12 protein-coding genes and 1 pseudogene are annotated in these 17,276 nt (G+C 34.1%); 10 read left to right on the forward strand and 3 right to left on the reverse strand.

Features of this window, described 5'->3' with window-relative positions:
* Positions 1 to 477 (reverse strand): annotated as a pseudogene (locus tag AB8B65_RS10860) (methylmalonyl Co-A mutase-associated GTPase MeaB); the annotation flags it as partial.
* Positions 478 to 746: 269 nt separating this feature from the next.
* Here AB8B65_RS10860 and AB8B65_RS10865 point away from each other — a divergent pair.
* The 4 genes from AB8B65_RS10865 to AB8B65_RS10880 are packed head-to-tail and all read left to right on the forward strand — an operon-like array spanning position 747 to position 4,172.
* Positions 747 to 1,298: an RNA polymerase sigma factor gene (locus tag AB8B65_RS10865; protein ID WP_405301014.1), complete on the forward strand. Its 552-nt coding sequence runs from the start codon at positions 747 to 749 to the stop codon at positions 1,296 to 1,298.
* Complete coding sequence (locus tag AB8B65_RS10870) at positions 1,295 to 1,819, forward strand: hypothetical protein (RefSeq protein WP_405301015.1); 525 nt, start codon at positions 1,295 to 1,297, stop codon at positions 1,817 to 1,819. The genes AB8B65_RS10865 and AB8B65_RS10870 overlap by 4 nt, the downstream gene beginning before the upstream one ends.
* Positions 1,800 to 2,963 (forward strand): hypothetical protein, encoded by a 1,164-nt coding sequence (locus AB8B65_RS10875; protein ID WP_405301016.1) that lies wholly within the window; start codon positions 1,800 to 1,802, stop codon positions 2,961 to 2,963. Before AB8B65_RS10870 ends, AB8B65_RS10875 begins: the two co-directional genes overlap by 20 nt.
* Positions 2,964 to 2,978: 15 nt before the next feature.
* Complete coding sequence (locus AB8B65_RS10880; RefSeq protein WP_405301017.1) at positions 2,979 to 4,172, forward strand: redoxin domain-containing protein; 1,194 nt, start codon at positions 2,979 to 2,981, stop codon at positions 4,170 to 4,172.
* Between the two features lie 430 nt (positions 4,173 to 4,602).
* On the opposite strand, the gene AB8B65_RS10885 is transcribed toward AB8B65_RS10880, so the two are convergent.
* A complete protein-coding gene (locus AB8B65_RS10885) occupies positions 4,603 to 7,077 on the reverse strand; it encodes a M14 family metallopeptidase (protein WP_405301018.1) in 2,475 nt (824 codons plus the stop codon).
* A gap of 541 nt (positions 7,078 to 7,618) precedes the next feature.
* On the opposite strand from AB8B65_RS10885, the gene ychF reads away from it, so the two are divergent.
* From ychF to AB8B65_RS10915, 6 genes are all read left to right on the forward strand, one after another.
* Complete coding sequence (gene ychF / locus AB8B65_RS10890) at positions 7,619 to 8,710, forward strand: redox-regulated ATPase YchF (RefSeq protein ID WP_405301019.1); 1,092 nt, start codon at positions 7,619 to 7,621, stop codon at positions 8,708 to 8,710.
* Positions 8,711 to 8,831: 121 nt separating this feature from the next.
* A complete protein-coding gene (locus AB8B65_RS10895) occupies positions 8,832 to 10,046 on the forward strand; it encodes a DUF4274 domain-containing protein (protein WP_405301020.1) in 1,215 nt (404 codons plus the stop codon).
* Between the two features lie 162 nt (positions 10,047 to 10,208).
* A complete protein-coding gene (locus AB8B65_RS10900) occupies positions 10,209 to 11,009 on the forward strand; it encodes a hypothetical protein (protein WP_405301022.1) in 801 nt (266 codons plus the stop codon).
* Between the two features lie 141 nt (positions 11,010 to 11,150).
* Positions 11,151 to 13,007 (forward strand): DNA topoisomerase IV subunit B, encoded by a 1,857-nt coding sequence (locus AB8B65_RS10905; protein ID WP_405301023.1) that lies wholly within the window; start codon positions 11,151 to 11,153, stop codon positions 13,005 to 13,007.
* 8 nt (positions 13,008 to 13,015) lie between these two features.
* Entirely contained in the window at positions 13,016 to 13,492 is a 477-nt protein-coding gene (locus tag AB8B65_RS10910) for a hypothetical protein (RefSeq protein WP_405301025.1), read from the forward strand.
* A complete protein-coding gene (locus AB8B65_RS10915) occupies positions 13,492 to 16,140 on the forward strand; it encodes a DNA gyrase/topoisomerase IV subunit A (RefSeq protein WP_405301026.1) in 2,649 nt (882 codons plus the stop codon). The genes AB8B65_RS10910 and AB8B65_RS10915 overlap by 1 nt, the downstream gene beginning before the upstream one ends.
* A gap of 442 nt (positions 16,141 to 16,582) precedes the next feature.
* Here AB8B65_RS10915 and AB8B65_RS10920 read toward each other — a convergent pair.
* A partial coding sequence (locus tag AB8B65_RS10920; protein WP_405301028.1) for a hypothetical protein occupies positions 16,583 to 17,276 on the reverse strand: 694 nt, incomplete at its 5' end.

A 17,276-nucleotide genomic window follows, 5' to 3' on the forward strand; every position in this document is an offset into this window, starting at 1 on the left:
GCCAGAAGCAGACGGACGAATGAATGCGTTTTCATCCTTTACCAAATCTTCCATACGCGTTTTATCGCCTAAAATACTTCCACTAGAAATAGAGCTACTTGGATCCACGGCCAACACAGCTACTTTTTTTCCCAAAGCTGTTAAGTGCTTTCCAAACGCTTCTATAAATGTACTTTTGCCCACACCAGGGACACCTGTAATTCCAATACGAATAGAGTTATTGGCATGTGGCAAGCACTTTTCAATAATTTCCGTTGCTTTCGTCAAATGTTTAGCACTTTTACTTTCTATCAACGTAATTGCACGACTCAATGCAACTTTATCCTGATTCAAAATTCCTGTAACCAATTCGTCTACAGAAGGTTGTTTTCTTCTATTTTTTTTGATAGAATCCACCGACGATTTACTAATAAAATCAGGCTGTGCAACACCATCTTTTTCGTGTAAGGCTGAAGTATGTTTGGATTTTGAATTCAAGCGATTGTAGTATTTTGTAGCATTATTACGAAATTACGATATATTTTTTTATAAATTCAGAATTAAGAACGATTCTGAAACGTCTTTGCGAAAGTTTTGAAAAAACTTGTGGCAATCTGTTGCTAAGGAAATACAAGTTTGAATTAGAAACAGACTACCACGTCTTAAACTCCTCGTAGTGATGTTTCACAAATAATCCAATAAAATTTAAAAAAAATGAAACGCACCAAAAAAAGTATCGTCTTTAGAATAGAACACAAACCATAATAATGAACCGACAGCATTTAGGAATCTTAAAAAAATGTAAGCAAGGCAATCGGAAAGCGCAGATGAAGCTATACGATTTGTACGCAGATGCGATGTACATTGTTACGTGTCGTTATATTTCCAATAGGGAAGATGCGAAAGACGTAATGCAGGAAGCATTTTTAAAAGCATTTACACGATTGTCACAATACAAAGGAGAAGTAGCGTTTGGCGCTTGGTTGAAGCGAATTGTCATCAATCAGTGTATTGATACCTTAAAAAAACGATCGTTGGTATATGAAGAAATGAACGATCAAACCATGGCAATTGTAGATGAAGATACTTCATGGGAAGTCAACATTAACATAACAAAGCAAGAAATTCTTCAAGCCATTGAAAACCTACCAACCAAATACAAATACGTTTTACAATTGTATTTGATTGAAGGATACGATCATCAGGAAATATCAGAAATATTAGAAATTCCTGTACAAACCTCACGCACACAATTGATGCGCGGAAAAACAAAATTGAAACAAAACTTAAATGATCATTTTAAACATAAAATATCATGAGAAAAAATATTAAAGACATACTAAACGAAAACGATGCTCCTTTGGAGACACCAAAATTGCCAAAAGGGCATCGCGCTGAATTTTTAGAAAAATTATCAGCAACAGAAACAGTTTCCACATCTAATCCACCATTTACCTATTGGCGTGCTATTGCTGCAGCATGCGTATTGCTTATAGGAATTGGAGCTTTTGTATACACCAATAATGGCGGAAAGAAAGTGGAGCAAACTTCATTGTTTACAGAAATGAAATCAATTGAAGATAAGTATCTACAAGATATTGCTTCCGAATGGAAATCGTTTCAACTCACTGCAAATGATAACTATTTAGTCAAAAAATATGAAGAACGCTTAAAGAACTTAGATGCATCTTATCAAGAATTGAAAGAAGTGTTTTTAGTAGAAAAAAATAGTTTGACTACGCTTGAGAAAATGATTAAAAACTTGCAAATGCGTTTGAACCTTTTGCAAGAAATTCAACAACATTTAAAAAGATTAAAAGATGAACAACAAAATATATAACACACTCATATTGTTTTTAATTGGTTCGTTTGGACTGATTGCGCAAACTGAAAAGAAGTATCAAAAAACCTTTGAGGTTGATAAGAATACCAAGTTGCTATTTGAAACTCAAAATATTGACGTGACTTTTAAAACTTGGAATAAGGACGAAGTAAAAGTAGATTTTATAGTAGATTTTAAGAATTATTCTGAAGAAGAGATAAAGAAAATTTCAGAAGGAATTATTGTGTCGGCTCAAATGGAAACATCCATGGGAGATATGAATTATTTACGTATTGCAAATTCATCTGCGACTTCTATTGGAAGATTATCGTACCAAGTTTCAGACGGGAAAATTAGTGTAGATAATATATTTTCAGAAAAAAAAGAACCGAATCGATATCGTACAGTAAAAGATATAAATAAAGAAATATCAAAACGTTACGAAGGTTTTCATGATCTTGATGGACATGTGATATTTGAAAATGATAGTGTAGCATTTAAGGATATAGATAAAAGTAATCACAAAGGTATTTTGAGAATTCGCTCAAAATATGAAGTGTATATTCCAAGTTACTTGACAGTGGATTTAAGTGTTGCTCAAGCAAAAGTAAATTTTGATGGTACTTTTACCAATTTGATACGTGGTAATTTTCAAGAAAGTGAGTTGTCTGCGGATGAATTGAATAATGAAGGAAACAGCATTCAGTTTATGAATGGATCAATAAGAGTAAAGAAATTGGCAGGAGGAAGTTATTCTTTTAGGAATGTTACATTTGGACTGTTTGGGGAAATTGAAAATTTGTTAATGAATACTGAGTTTTCAAAAATAAGCATCGGCGAAATTAAAAGAAATGTACGATTTAGGGACTTTAAAAGTGATTTCTTCTTTTATAATTTGACAGAGAATTTTAAACTAATTACGATGATGTGTGAGTACTCGGATATTAAAATGTATATAGATAAAGATCAAAAATACTATATGGAAGCAGTGGGAAATAATGCGGTTTTAAAAGATGGCGATGTAAAAATTATCATGCAACCTAATAAAGAAGGTAAAAAATCAAAGATGTTTACACGCGGGAAAGACAACGAGGAGAATCGAAAAAACAGCTTTAAACTAGATTTAGTTCACGGCTTTGTAAGCTTATTCTACAACAAATAAACAACTAACTACAAGATGAAAAAATTAGTATTTGGGTTGATGCTTCTCGCATTGACAAGCACAACGTATGCGCAAACGAAACTAGAAATTGGAGATACAGTATCAAATGTCGAATTTTCAAACTTACTGAATTCGCCAAATCCAGAAATTTCTTTATCAACATTAAAAGGAAAAGTGATTATTCTCGATTTCTGGGCAACTTGGTGCGGACCGTGTATTCCTGCCATGAAAAACTTAATTAAACTGCAAGAAGCGTTTCCTAATGATATTCAAGTTATTGGCATTGCAGAAGACAAACCTGAGCGTTTGCAACGGTTTATAGACAATTCGCCTTCCAAAGTCTGGTTTGGTTTGCAAACGAAAATTTTAGAAACTTTATTTCCGTATCGAATTCTGTCACATGCAATCATCATCAATCCGAAAGGAAAAATAGTGGCAATTACATCTACGGATATTATTACGGCAGAAATTATTCAGAAAGTAAAAGCAGGAAAATCAATTTCATTACCTTTCAAAGAAGAAAACATTGTATTCGATTACGACGCTGACCCGTTTCCTGTAAAAGATACAAAAGCCAAACGTGTATTGCTAAAAGGCGGATTTGAAGGAGTTGCTTCCTTTTCAAAAGGATATTTAAAAGATGAAACCTTCAATGGTAGACGTTTGACAATTATCAATTATACGATTCCGAGTATGTACCGAAACCTGTATCAAAAAACATACAACAGAACTGTTTTAGACATTGATAAAGAGAAATATTCCTATAAAAATCCTAAGAATAAATATTGTTTAGACATCATTACAGAAAAAGCTGGAGATGAAATGTATACAATCGGAATTAAGAAACTTGAAGAAACGTTTGCTGTAAAAGCAAAGCTTTCAACACGCACGATTCCTGTATATGTTTTAAGTGTTATTGATAGAACGAAGCTTACAAAACTAAAATCTACTACGAAAGAACGCACTTTGGAATTTAGAGGTTATGAATTTCATGCTAAAAAGATTCGGATGGCTGATTTTCAAGATTATATAGAAAACGAAACGCCTGTTCCCGTGGTAGATGAAACCAATTATTTTGGACTTTTGGATATCGATTTTGTATTCGATCCGCAAAAGAAAGGTTCTTTCAAAGCCGAACTCGCTAAAATAGGTTTGGAACTCAGCAAAGCCGAACGCGAAGTAGAATTATTGGTCATTTATGAAGAGTGATTTTTTGAAATGGATAGTTTGTTTTTTATTGATTTTTCAATTTGAAAATATAAGCAATGAACAAATCAACAACTCAGAAACGTCACTGCGAGAAGTGTACGACGTGGCAGTCTGCTTGTTATAGTACGTTAATTGTTTTTTAAGTCACAGATTGCCACGGTTTCGCCTCGCAAAGACGTATTATATAGTGTTTGTATTTAGGCATTAGCTTTTGGGTATTTGGTATTAGTGGTGTTCTAAGAATATTATACGGTTCTCATCAACAAATCAACGAATTGACAAATTTGGCATTAGCTTTTGGGTATTTGGTATTTAGTGGCGTTCTAAGGTGATTTTGTGGGTTTTTAATAAACAAATAAACAAATCAACAAATCAACGAATCAACAAAAAACAAATCAATCCAACATCCAACACCGCTAGTATATCAAAACTACATCATCCCAGAAAAGAAAATGGCATTCATCAACAACTTATTTGTTCCGTACCAAAAAGCTCTAAAGTTGGTATTATCAGTAAATGCAATCACGCGACCGCTTCCCATACGCTTGGTTTGAAAAGGAACACTATTCTTCAGTAATTCTAAGTTTTCTTCTGAAACATAACCGCTTAACAAAGGTGAATTTGTATACTGAATTGGATTGTTATAACTTTTTTCATGCGGATTTACAAAAACTGTTGTGTTACGAAACATTGGCAATTCATCTTTCAGATATCCAAAATTAATAGGATGCGAACGATCAATCTTTGTATTAAAAATTGCGCCACCAATTACTTGTGCGCCATTATGATCTCTGCGCTGTTCAAACGAAACATTCTTAGCATCAATTCCTGTTTTCTTCAAGTCTAGCTTCATAAAACTATTCTTACTCAAATAACGAACTGAATTTCGATATGCAATCAAAGTTCCGCCACTTTTTACCCAATTTTTAAGTTTGCTTGTATAACTTTTAGATAACGAATATGTATTTGGTAAAATAATATGTGTGTACTTCGACAAATTCATTCTGTCAAAATTGCGCATATCTAGCTTTGTCAAAGGCATTTCATAACGTTGGTCGAACAAATGCCAAATTTCACCTGCATCATAGGAAGTAATTGGATCACCAATAAGCATGGCTACTTTTGGATTTCCAACGGCTTTAAAATTACTACTTCCTAAATCAATTCCTTCCGTTAATCCAGATGAAACTGCTGTAATATTTACACGGCTTTTTTTAGCAACATAATTTAAAAATTTCTTCATTTCTTGTGCGTTCAATCGTTGATTTTGCACAGGAATCATAATAGTTCCGTAATCGTAACGTACACCTTCAAGCGTAAACGGTTTCATGGCAACTTTTGCACGCAAATTTTTCGATTTAATAATTGCCAACGCTTTTGGGGAATAATATTCGTTCCACTCAAATAAATAGGCATAATTTCCAACGCCATTTACCGTTCCTGTTGGCGCTTGTAAGTCTGTAATTTCATTTCCAGCATTGCTAAGCGAACTTAAATCGTTGTACGACACATTGAATGCCAACGGAAATGTCCACGCTGAAATATCATAAAATAAACTATCTTGAAATTGTGTCCGTTTTTCAAAAATTGCATTGATCAATCGGTGTTGACGCTGATCTCTTGGCACAATATAACTCGCACCTTTTTTATATTTTGTACCTGCAACAGTCACATCATTTTTAACTTCGTGAATGCTAATTTGATGACGTTTTAAAATTTCGGCTAAATGGTAGGTTTTCGCTGCATCTTTTTCATCACCAAAAATATAGGCTTTTGCTTTTGTTCGCGCCGCTTCTTTTCTTGCATTTTCATAGAATTGTCTCTGATATCGTAGAATAGTCGTGCGCATAGTATTGGCAGCTTCTAGTGTAGACAATGCCGCTGTGAATTGATTTCGAATGGCAAACGGAAAAGTAATTAAACCATTTTCACTCTCCTGAACGTGTCCGCGTGCGCTTCCTTGTTCAAACAAAATTCCGATACTTCCATTAATATCTGGGAATGTAGAGCCTTTTCCATAATAAAAATCGTCAAAACTCTCTTCGGTATAGTATAATGAACCAATTTTGTCAAATGCTTTTGCATGATAGGTTGCAATTTCTTTCGTTAAATCTTGATTCATTTGTGGCGTTAACGGATGTGTTCGCGACGGAATTCCAGGTTGAAAGAAAAACGAAGAATTGGAACCCATTTCATGGTGATCTGTCAAAATATTCGGCATCCAATTATGAAATGTTTTAATACGTGCTCTTGATTCTGGCAATTGTACAGGCAACCAATCTCTGTTCATATCAAACCAATAGTGATTTGTACGTCCGCGTGGCCATGATTCGTCATATTCTCTATCTTGAGGATCGCTAATTAAATGCTCGCTTTTGTGCATATTTACCCAACCGGCAAAACGTTGCAACCCATCAGGATTAAAACATGGATCTAATAAAACGACTGTATTTTTTAATAAATTATCAATCTGAGTTCCTTCTGCAGCAGCTAAATGATAGGCAAGGAGCAAAGCGGCATTACTTCCACTAGCTTCATTTCCGTGAATGGAAAATCCTTGATATACCACAATTGGCATATTTGCAATTTGTGCATTAGCGCCACTCTTTTCAGTCAAGCTCAAATGTTCTTGACGAATGCTTTCAATATTTTGATGATTCGCAGGTGAAGTTACAGTCAGCAATAAAATTGGACGATCTTCAAATGTTTTTCCGCGATTTTCTAACGTAATTCGATCCGAACTCTTAGCCAACACTTTCATATACATTACCAACTTATCGTGTGTTACGTGCCATTTTCCAACTTCGTGCCCTAATACACTTTCTGGTGTCGGAATGCTTTTATTGTATGTAACGTCTTTTGGTAAGTAATAAGACAGCGAAGGTTTTTCCTGTGCGTTCGTCATAAAAAAGCATAGACAAAAAACAGCAATAACTAGATTGGAAAATCGAAACATGTATTGTTTTGGATTGGTTAGAGCACAAAAATCAACTATTTGTTGCCCAATTCAAAACGGGAAAACCGTATTTAACAAAAAAAGTGATTGTTTACTAGTTTATAAGTTTAGTAGTTTATGCTTTGAAACGAAATATTGTAAATCAAATCAACAACTCAGAAACGTCACTGCGAGGAGTTTGCGAGGTGGCAGTCTGTTTGTTTTAGTACGTTAATTATTTTTGAAGTCATAGATTGCCACGGTTTCACCTCGCAAACACGTATCATAATAGTAGGCATTAGCTTTTAGGTATTTGGTATTAGTGTCGTTCTAAGGTGATTTTGTGGTTCTCAATAGACAAATCAGCAAATTGGCAAAAAATAAACAAACAAACAATGAAGTTTAAGCGTTTATAAGTTTAACCATTTATACTTAGAAACTAAAAGTCGAAAAATAAATCAACAAATCAACAAAAAAACTATATTTGCAGCACTAAAATTTTATCATTAGAATGAAAGCTGGAATTGTAGGATTACCGAACGTTGGAAAATCAACTTTATTTAACTGTTTATCGAATGCGAAAGCACAAAGTGCAAACTTCCCATTCTGTACGATTGAACCTAATTTAGGCGTCGTAAATGTACCAGATACAAGACTTCAAAAATTAGAAGAATTAGTAAATCCGCAACGCGTATTGCCTGCAACGGTAGAAATCGTTGATATTGCAGGTTTGGTTCGTGGCGCTAGTAAAGGTGAAGGTTTAGGAAATCAGTTTTTAGGAAATATTCGCGAATGCAATGCCATCATGCACGTTTTGCGTTGTTTTGATAATGACAATATTATTCATGTTGATGAGACTGTAGATCCGATTCGCGACAAAGAAACAATCGATATTGAATTACAGCTAAAAGACCTTGAAACTGTTGAAAAACGACTAGAAAAGGTAAAAAGAGCTGCCAAGACAGGAAATAAGGAAGCGCAAAAAGAACAAGCGACTTTAGATAAGTTTAAAGCGGCTTTAGAACAAGGTATTTCAGCAAGAGCTGTAGAAGTTTCTGAAGACGAACAAGAACTAATGAAAGGTTTTCAATTATTAACGGCAAAACCGATTTTATATGTATGTAATGTAGATGAAGCTTCGGCAAAATCTGGAAATGCGTATGTTGATAAAGTACGTGAAGCCGTAAAAGATGAAGACGCAGAAATTATTGTATTAGCCGTTGGAACAGAAGCTGATATTGCAGAATTGGAAGATTATGAAGAGCAACAAATGTTCTTAGAAGACATCGGATTGGAAGAGCCAGGCGTTTCTCGCTTAATTCGTGCTGCATACAAATTATTAGATTTACAAACGTACTTTACCGCAGGAGAAAAAGAAGTACGCGCTTGGACCATCGGAATTGGATACACAGCGCCACAAGCTGCTGGAGTAATTCATACAGATTTTGAAAAAGGATTCATTCGTGCAGAAGTTATCAAATATGATGATTATGTAGCATACGGAACAGAAGCCAAAGTAAAAGAAGCAGGAAAACTATCTGTAGAAGGAAAAACATACGTTGTCAGTGATGGAGATGTAATGCACTTCTTATTCAATGTGTAGTTTTATAAAATAGATCGGACAAAAGATCAAAAATAATATATGTTAAAACCTTCAAATTAAATTTGGAGGTTTTTTGTTTTTAGGAAGAATTCGGTTAGTTTTAAAAACTAAACATAAATGGTTGGATTTAATTAACAATTCAACTTTTCTTTTTTTAAACGAAACAACTAGATACTTCAATAACTATGAAAGACTTTTTTTTAGATTCCAAGAACGTATTTATGAATTTATTGAAACAGACTTGTCTGCTAAAGAAAGTAAAGAAACTTATGCTTCGCTAAAAACAGAAATTAATGATATAATAAATACAAATTATAAAGGATTTGAAAATCACTTTATGAAAATGGTAAACTATCATCACCAGCGGCATTTAGAGAATGTTTCATTTGATGATTTTATGAAACAAGAATTTCCAGCACCGAGAATACGAGTAGGTAGATTACCAGTCGATTTTAATGAAGATAACTATGACTTCATGAAAAAGCTGGCAAAGAATACTAAAAAAACGATACAAGAGCTTGCTAATTTAATTTGGAATAATAAATACTATCCGCATACAAATGTCGATATTGATACAGGCGAAATTATAGAACTTAATACTGGAAGTTCTGAAGGTAGATTTAATTTTGAATGTTTTCCTCCGATCTCAAAATTGAAAAAACTTGATAAAATTTATATCTCTTATGTTACTGATGCTGTTATTGATTTTTCTAAAATAGCGGATAGATTTCTGCACTTAAAGGAATTGCGTATTAGCAGTTTAAAAGAAGTCAAAAAAATTATTTTAATAGGAACTATTGAAGAGTGTGAACTTAATTTTATAGAAAATCTTGAATCACTAGATTGTACAAAAATTGACTTGTTAGATTCATACGATTTTATAAGTTTTCAGTGTAAAAATAATGGACCTTGCATCATTACGGACGCACAAAAAAACCATCCTTCTCCTTTTTCTAGATTTAGATGGAAAAAACAAATAGTAACAGCTACTGCCAAAGAAATACACTCTTTTGCAGTATATTATAATTGGGATAATGGAACAAAATTCTTACGCTGGGCAATCAAACAACCACAATGCGATAAAGGAACTGCGCTTTGTATTTACTGGCATGGTTCTCCAGAATACTATACGCAATTTGCATCTAAAAAAGAAACGGATTCTTGGGCACAAGATGCCTATGCTTTATTGGCAGCCATTGAAAAGCGTATAAAGAAAAATGACTTTAAAACAAACAATTATAAATTCAATGTCAACAAACATTTGAATAATAAACCTGTAAATTATCCGGAAAATAAAGTAAGAGACATTCCTGAATATATGTTTGTAAATGACTAAATATAAACTCATTAATAGTATCAGTATTCAAAATTAACAACGCAATTCATACAAAATACTCTTAAAAAGTAAGTGGAAATAGTAAGAATTTTACAATATAACAGTAGCGATATAGATACATTCTGGTTGTACATTAGCTGAATAACCAAAAATTAATATATCATGAAAAAAATTACTCAAGTACTCAGTGTATTTTTGTTATTATTTATAACAAATACAAACGCACAACAATCGGTTTTAGACGATTTGGACGAAACGTTCGATTCCGCAGATGTCATTCGAATTGAAGCAAAAAGAGTCAAAGCCGCATTAAAAGTCTTAACGGTTGATTATTTAGTAAACAACAACGTAAATGCCGATGTTGCTACCTATCTTCAACTCACGGATGTTAGCATGGAAGTCGTAGAAGAATTCAGTGATGAAGTGATCTATTACATCGGGCAAGCAGCACAAGGAAACAGCAATATTGATCCTGCAAGTATTCAAAATAAAGCTTCTGCTATTGAAGGAAACGAAGATTTTGTACGCAACAAAAGTGCTTTACTGGCAACCGCAATTCAGCAAAACAATCGTGGAACAGCACGTCAATTAATTCGCGAAATCAGAACCTTACTCAACACGCAAATTCGTTTGGCAAAAGAAATCAAGACAGAAGCAACAGCATTTAAAGCAATTGCAACAGTATACAATGTTCGTATTGAGTTGGTTGATGAACAATCTGGAGCTTCCGTTCCAGCAGGAACATTACCAGGATACGCTGCCACAAACCAAGATACAGGCGAAATTTTTTACACAGATTATTACAATATTGACAGTTTTGCAAACTTACCAGCAGGAACCTATCGTTTTGATGCGTATGATGGTTATTTTGATGGTGCGTCAAGCGCGATTGTAACCTTAGATCCGAGCTTAGTTGGACCTAATGGAGTTGTCGTAGTAACACTCAGTTATTGGTCAGAATAAACATAATATTCAAAGCAGTTATTAAAAAAGCGCAATATTTACAAAATATTGCGCTTTTTGTTGATTAATTTCATGCGTTCGAGTTTTATTTTTTCATAGTAAATAGTATATTAGCATCAAACCCTAATACTGCTTTAATACATGTCACAAGACTCACAATATACCGAAGATAATATACGTTCACTTGACTGGCGCGAACACATCCGAATGCGTCCTGGAATGTACATCGGAAAATTGGGTGATGGATCTTCTGCCGATGACGGAATTTACATTCTTGTAAAAGAAGTATTAGATAATTCCATTGATGAATATGTCATGGGAGCTGGGAAAACAATTGAAGTTTCTATTCAAGGAACAAAAGTAATTGTGCGCGATTACGGTCGTGGAATTCCATTAGGAAAAGTAGTGGATGTAGTTTCCAAAATGAATACAGGAGGAAAATACGATTCTAAAGCGTTTAAAAAATCGGTTGGATTGAACGGAGTTGGTACAAAAGCGGTAAACGCATTATCTTCTTATTTTAGGGTAGAATCTTCTCGTGATGGAAAATCAAGTGCAGCGGAATTTGCACAAGGAAATCTAACGGATAAAGAGTTTTTAGAAGAAACTTCTCGTAGACGTGGAACAAAAGTTACGTTTGTACCAGATGAATCAATCTTTAAAAACTATAAATATAGAACAGAATACGTAGCAAAAATGCTTCGTAACTATGTCTATTTAAATACAGGATTGACGATTATTTTCAATGGAGAAAAATTCTTCTCGGAAAATGGTTTAAGAGATCTTTTAGAAGACAACAACAACAAAGAAGACATGCTATATCCAATTATTCACTTAAAAGGTGACGACATTGAAGTAGCAATTACACATAGTAAAACACAATACAGCGAAGAATATCATTCGTTTGTTAACGGACAACACACCACGCAAGGTGGAACGCATCAAGCAGCATTTAGAGAAGCCATTGTAAAAACAGTGCGCGACTTTTACGGAAAAAGCTATGAAGCGTCCGATATTCGAAAATCTATCATTTCTGCGGTAAGTATCAAAGTAATGGAACCTGTTTTTGAATCGCAAACAAAAACAAAACTCGGTTCTACCGAAATGGGAGGAAACTTGCCAACGGTTCGTACATATATCAATGACTTTGTCGGTAAATATTTGGACAATTATTTACACAAAAATACAGATACAGCAGAAAAAATACAACGTAAAATTCTGCAAGCAGAACGCGAACGTAAAGAACTTTCTGGAATTCGTAAACTCGCCAAAGAACGTGCTAAAAAAGCAAGTTTGCACAACAAAAAACTGCGTGATTGTAGAGTGCATTTAGGCGATATAAAAAAAGACAGAAGACTTGAATCAACTTTGTTTATTACGGAGGGAGATTCAGCTTCGGGTTCTATCACAAAATCTCGTGATGTAAATACGCAAGCAGTTTTTAGCTTACGCGGGAAACCATTAAATTCGTATGCAATGTCTAAAAAGATTGTATATGAAAACGAAGAATTCAACCTTTTGCAAGCTGCGTTAAACATTGAAGAATCAATGGAAGACTTGCGTTACAACAACATTGTAATTGCAACGGATGCCGATGTGGATGGAATGCACATTCGCTTGTTATTAATTACGTTTTTCTTGCAATTTTTTCCAGAATTAATCAAAGAAGGACATCTGTACATCTTACAAACACCTTTATTTAGAGTCAGAAACAAAAAAGAAACCATATACTGCTACAGTGAAGCAGAAAGAATAGCCGCCATAAACAAACTTTCTGGAAAACCAGAAATAACACGATTCAAAGGATTGGGAGAAATTTCACCTGACGAATTCAAACATTTTATTGGAGACGATATCCGTCTCGATCCAGTCATGTTAGACAGAGAAACTTCCATTGAAGAATTATTGCAATTCTACATGGGAAAAAATACGCCAAACAGACAAGAATTTATTATAAACAATCTAAAGGTAGAATTAGACCTTATTGAAGAAAAATAATAGGCTATATGCGGTTTAGTAACGCAAAATCGAAAAAATGGGTTCCGTTTCTCTACTTTTTTTTAGGAATAAGTAGCATCTTAACGGTCTTGTATTTCTTTCTTTTTAGAGAAGATATCAATCAAATAAAAATGTGGTATGCAATTCCAGCAGTACTCGTTTTGTTGATTTTTGTCTTTTACAGTACAGCTAAATATTTTGAATTTGACAGTGATGGCAATGTGCTCACGTTTATCAACAAAGGATTGTTTATTTCAAATTTTATCAATTATCGTGAAAATAGAGCCGAATTTCCAAAAGAAAAACTCAAACGATATCGCATACAAAACTATGTATTATATAGCTTTCTCTATGTATATGTGAAATCGAAAACGAACCAAATAAAGCGCGTACGATTTAACATAAGTTTACTTAGTAATAGCAAAAAAAGAGCCTTAAAAAAATCGCTTGAAAAAGTGATAAAGCATAACAACGAAATTTCTTAATGGAAGAACATAACGAAGAATTACATGCTGAGAATCAGCAACATGAAAACAATGCGCAAGAAACCATTACCAAAGTTACAGGAATGTACAAAGATTGGTTTTTGGACTATGCATCGTATGTTATTTTAGAAAGAGCAGTGCCAGCCATTGAAGATGGTTTTAAGCCTGTACAACGACGCATCATGCATTCCATGAAAGATTTGGATGATGGGCGTTACAATAAAGTAGCCAATATTGTCGGGCATACCATGCAGTATCATCCACATGGTGATGCTAGTATTGCGGATGCCATGGTGCAAATTGGTCAAAAAGACTTGCTAATTGATGCACAAGGAAACTGGGGAAACATTCTCACAGGCGATCGCGCGGCGGCTTCTCGTTACATAGAAGCACGTTTGTCAAAATTTGCATTAGACGTCGTTTTTAGTCCAAAAATTACAGAATGGCAATCGTCGTATGATGGTCGTAAAAATGAACCTGTCAATCTGCCTGTAAAATTCCCGTTGTTGTTAGCGCAAGGTGCAGAAGGAATTGCGGTAGGTTTATCGACTAAAATATTACCACACAACTTTTTAGAATTAATTGATGCTTCTATCAAGCATTTGCAAGGAAAACGCTTCCAAATCTATCCTGATTTTCCAACTTCAGGAATTATGGATGTAAGTAATTACAATGATGGTTTGCGTGGTGGAAAAGTGCGTGTGCGTGCTAAAATTTCACAACTTGACAAAAATACCTTAGTCATTACGGAAATTCCGTTTGCAACCAATACATCATCGTTGATAGAATCGATCTTAAAGGCGAATGACAAAGGAAAAATAAAGATTAAAAAGATTGAAGACAATACGGCTGCCAATGTAGAAATACTAGTGCATTTACCGAATAATATATCTCCAGATAAAACCATTGATGCGTTATATGCATTTACCAATTGTGAAAACTCTATTTCGCCGTTGGGTTGTATCATTTTTGACAATACACCATTATTTATTGGAGTTTCCGAAATGTTGCGTCGTTCTACAGATCATACAGTAGTTTTGTTAAAAGCAGAATTAGAAATTCAACTAGCAGAATTGCAAGAACAATGGCATTTTGCATCGTTAGAACGAATTTTTATCGAAAACAGAATCTACCGTGAAATCGAAGAAGAAGAAACATGGGATGGTGTTATCAATGCGATTGACGAAGGTTTAAAACCACACATTACACACTTAAAACGTGCGGTAACAGTTGAAGACATTACGCGATTAACGGAAATCCGAATCAAGCGTATTTCTAAGTTCGACATTGACAAAGCACAACAAAAAATTGATGCTTTAGAAGAATCTATCGCAGAAGTTCGCCATCATTTGGAAAACTTAATTACCTATGCAATTGATTACTTTACACGACTTAAAAAACAATACGGAGAAGGCAAAGAACGCAAAACAGAAATCAGAATTTTTGACGATGTTGATGCGCGAAAAGTAATCATTCGTAACACAAAACTTTATGTAAATAGGGAAGAAGGCTTTATTGGAACTTCGCTCAAAAAAGATGAATATGTAACAGAATGCTCTGATATTGATGATATTATAGCGTTTACACGCGATGGAAAAATGCAAATTACCAAAGTAGATTCTAAAACATTCATCGGTAAAAATATCATTCACGTTGCCATCTTCAAGAAAAAAGACAAACGCACCATTTACAACATGATTTATCGTGATGGAAAAAGTGGTCCGAGTTATATAAAACGTTTTGCCGTAACAAGCGTAACCCGTGGAAAAGAGTACGATTTAACGCAAGGAAACAAAGGTTCAATGGTGACGTATTTTTCTGCAAATCCGAATGGGGAAGCGGAAGTAGTTACCATATTATTACGCCAAGCAGGAAGTATTAAAAAACTAAAATGGGATATTGACTTTGCCGATTTAGGCATAAAAGGTCGTGGTGTAAAAGGAAATACCGTTACAAAATATTCTATAAAACGTATAGAACTTAAAGAAAAAGGAGTTTCTACGCTAAAACCCCGTAAAATATGGTTTGATGATACAGTTCAGCGATTAAATGTGGATGGTAGAGGCGAACTCATTGGCGAATTTAAAGGTGAAGATCGTTTGCTTGTCATCAATCAAAAAGGAGAATTAAAAACGATTCTTCCTGAATTGACAGCACATTTTGACAGCAATATGATTGTATTGGAAAAATGGAATCCAGAAAAACCGATTTCAGCCATTTATTACGATGGCGAAAAAGAACGCTACTACGTAAAACGTTTCTTGGTTGAAAATACATCTAAAGTAGAGCACTTTATCACCGATCATCCAAAATCGCAATTAGAACTATTAATGACGGATTGGCGACCAATGGCAGAAGTCGTTTTTTACAAACAACGTGGAAAAGATCAGAAACCAAATATGGAAGTGAATTTGGAAGAATTTATTTCCGTAAAAGGAATTAAAGCACTTGGAAATCAGTTGACTTCGGATAAAGTTAGACAAATAAATGTATTGGAATCGCTTCCGTATGAAGAAGAAATAGCAGTGCCTACAGAAGAAATGGAAGTTGTAGATGAAGAAACGGTACAAGGTGAAGCAAATTCAAATGCCGCTAATGATAGTGAAGAGCCACCAGTTGCCGGTGATGGACAAATTGGATTGTTTTAATTCGCTTCACTTCAACAGGATCAACGTGCGCGTTTTAATAGAATGTTAATATTGGCTTTGTCTTCGTTGAATTTGAATCTTTTTGTGATTACAACATAGCACATCTCGATACGAATTTATGATATAAATTCACTCGATGTGACGTTGACCGTTTCAAATTTTTCTTAGGTTTCGCAAGCGTCTATTCAAGTGGTTTTCGTATTTTTTTACATTGAGCGAAGTCGAAATGAAATGAAGAAAATTATATCGAGAACTACTTCTATGTTAGATTTTTATTTCTTTCAATGTTAGTATGAATCATGTTTTTTAGTAAGTATATTTTCAAACTAATAAACTTGATCACCAAATTGAATTAAATACGTCTTTGTGAACATTTTGCAAAAATGTGAAGCAATCTGTTTCTTAGAAAGTAATTTTCAAATTAACAAAATTGAATCTCTTTCTATTTACGAACATCTAAAAACAATTCGTACATAGCTAAATCACTATTTTCAATAGCTAAGTAGTTTTTCATTTCTACAATTTTTGGTTTCCACTCTTCTTTGTTTTTTGGTAACTTTTGATTGTTAGGAATCTCATCACCAACGAAGTATATGTTGATTAACTTTGCGTTGATTCTATTTCTTTTCAAAAAATCTAATACAAAAAGTCTATTCGCGATCTGATAAAATTTACGCGTCCAAGGACTATCATCTTTAATTCGTATTCCGTTATTTTTTGCGGTATTCGCAAGTGCAGTTTCAATTTTTTCGATACTTCTTGGAGAAGTTGCTTGACACTTTTGTTTCATTTCTGCAAAATCAGCTTTGGCTTCAATTAAAATCCAAGTCTTTATGCTATTATGAGTCGTATAGCCTACCAAATCCCAATTCATTGAACTTCCAGATTGCGGCCATTCATTTTTCCAACAATCTAGTATTTTATTGAATCCAGGCTCATTTTTTAAAAATTCGATACCGATTAATTCATTATCAAGCGTATTTTTAGTTTCGCCAAAATTAAAATCTAACCAAGTAACATTATTTACTTCAATTACATTTTTAACTCTTTTATCAAATTCATTTCGGTGTCTTCCCAACCATCTTAACAGGTGAAATTCACTTCCATATCCTAAAGCCATTTTTCCCATAATTATT

The organism is Kordia sp. (assembly GCF_045105435.1).
In the GTDB taxonomy this organism is placed as follows: domain Bacteria; phylum Bacteroidota; class Bacteroidia; order Flavobacteriales; family Flavobacteriaceae; genus Kordia.

Coding starts and splice junctions, on each gene's coding strand:
- AB8B65_RS10865 (WP_405301014.1), top strand. CDS start 747: ATGAACCGACAGCATTTAGGAATCTTAAAAAAATGTAAGCAAGGCAAT.
- AB8B65_RS10870 (WP_405301015.1), top strand. CDS start 1,295: ATGAGAAAAAATATTAAAGACATACTAAACGAAAACGATGCTCCTTTG.
- AB8B65_RS10875 (WP_405301016.1), top strand. CDS start 1,800: ATGAACAACAAAATATATAACACACTCATATTGTTTTTAATTGGTTCG.
- AB8B65_RS10880 (WP_405301017.1), top strand. CDS start 2,979: ATGAAAAAATTAGTATTTGGGTTGATGCTTCTCGCATTGACAAGCACA.
- AB8B65_RS10885 (WP_405301018.1), bottom strand. CDS start 7,077: ATGACGAACGCACAGGAAAAACCTTCGCTGTCTTATTACTTACCAAAA.
- ychF (WP_405301019.1), top strand. CDS start 7,619: ATGAAAGCTGGAATTGTAGGATTACCGAACGTTGGAAAATCAACTTTA.
- AB8B65_RS10900 (WP_405301022.1), top strand. CDS start 10,209: ATGAAAAAAATTACTCAAGTACTCAGTGTATTTTTGTTATTATTTATA.
- AB8B65_RS10905 (WP_405301023.1), top strand. CDS start 11,151: ATGTCACAAGACTCACAATATACCGAAGATAATATACGTTCACTTGAC.
- AB8B65_RS10910 (WP_405301025.1), top strand. CDS start 13,016: ATGCGGTTTAGTAACGCAAAATCGAAAAAATGGGTTCCGTTTCTCTAC.
- AB8B65_RS10915 (WP_405301026.1), top strand. CDS start 13,492: ATGGAAGAACATAACGAAGAATTACATGCTGAGAATCAGCAACATGAA.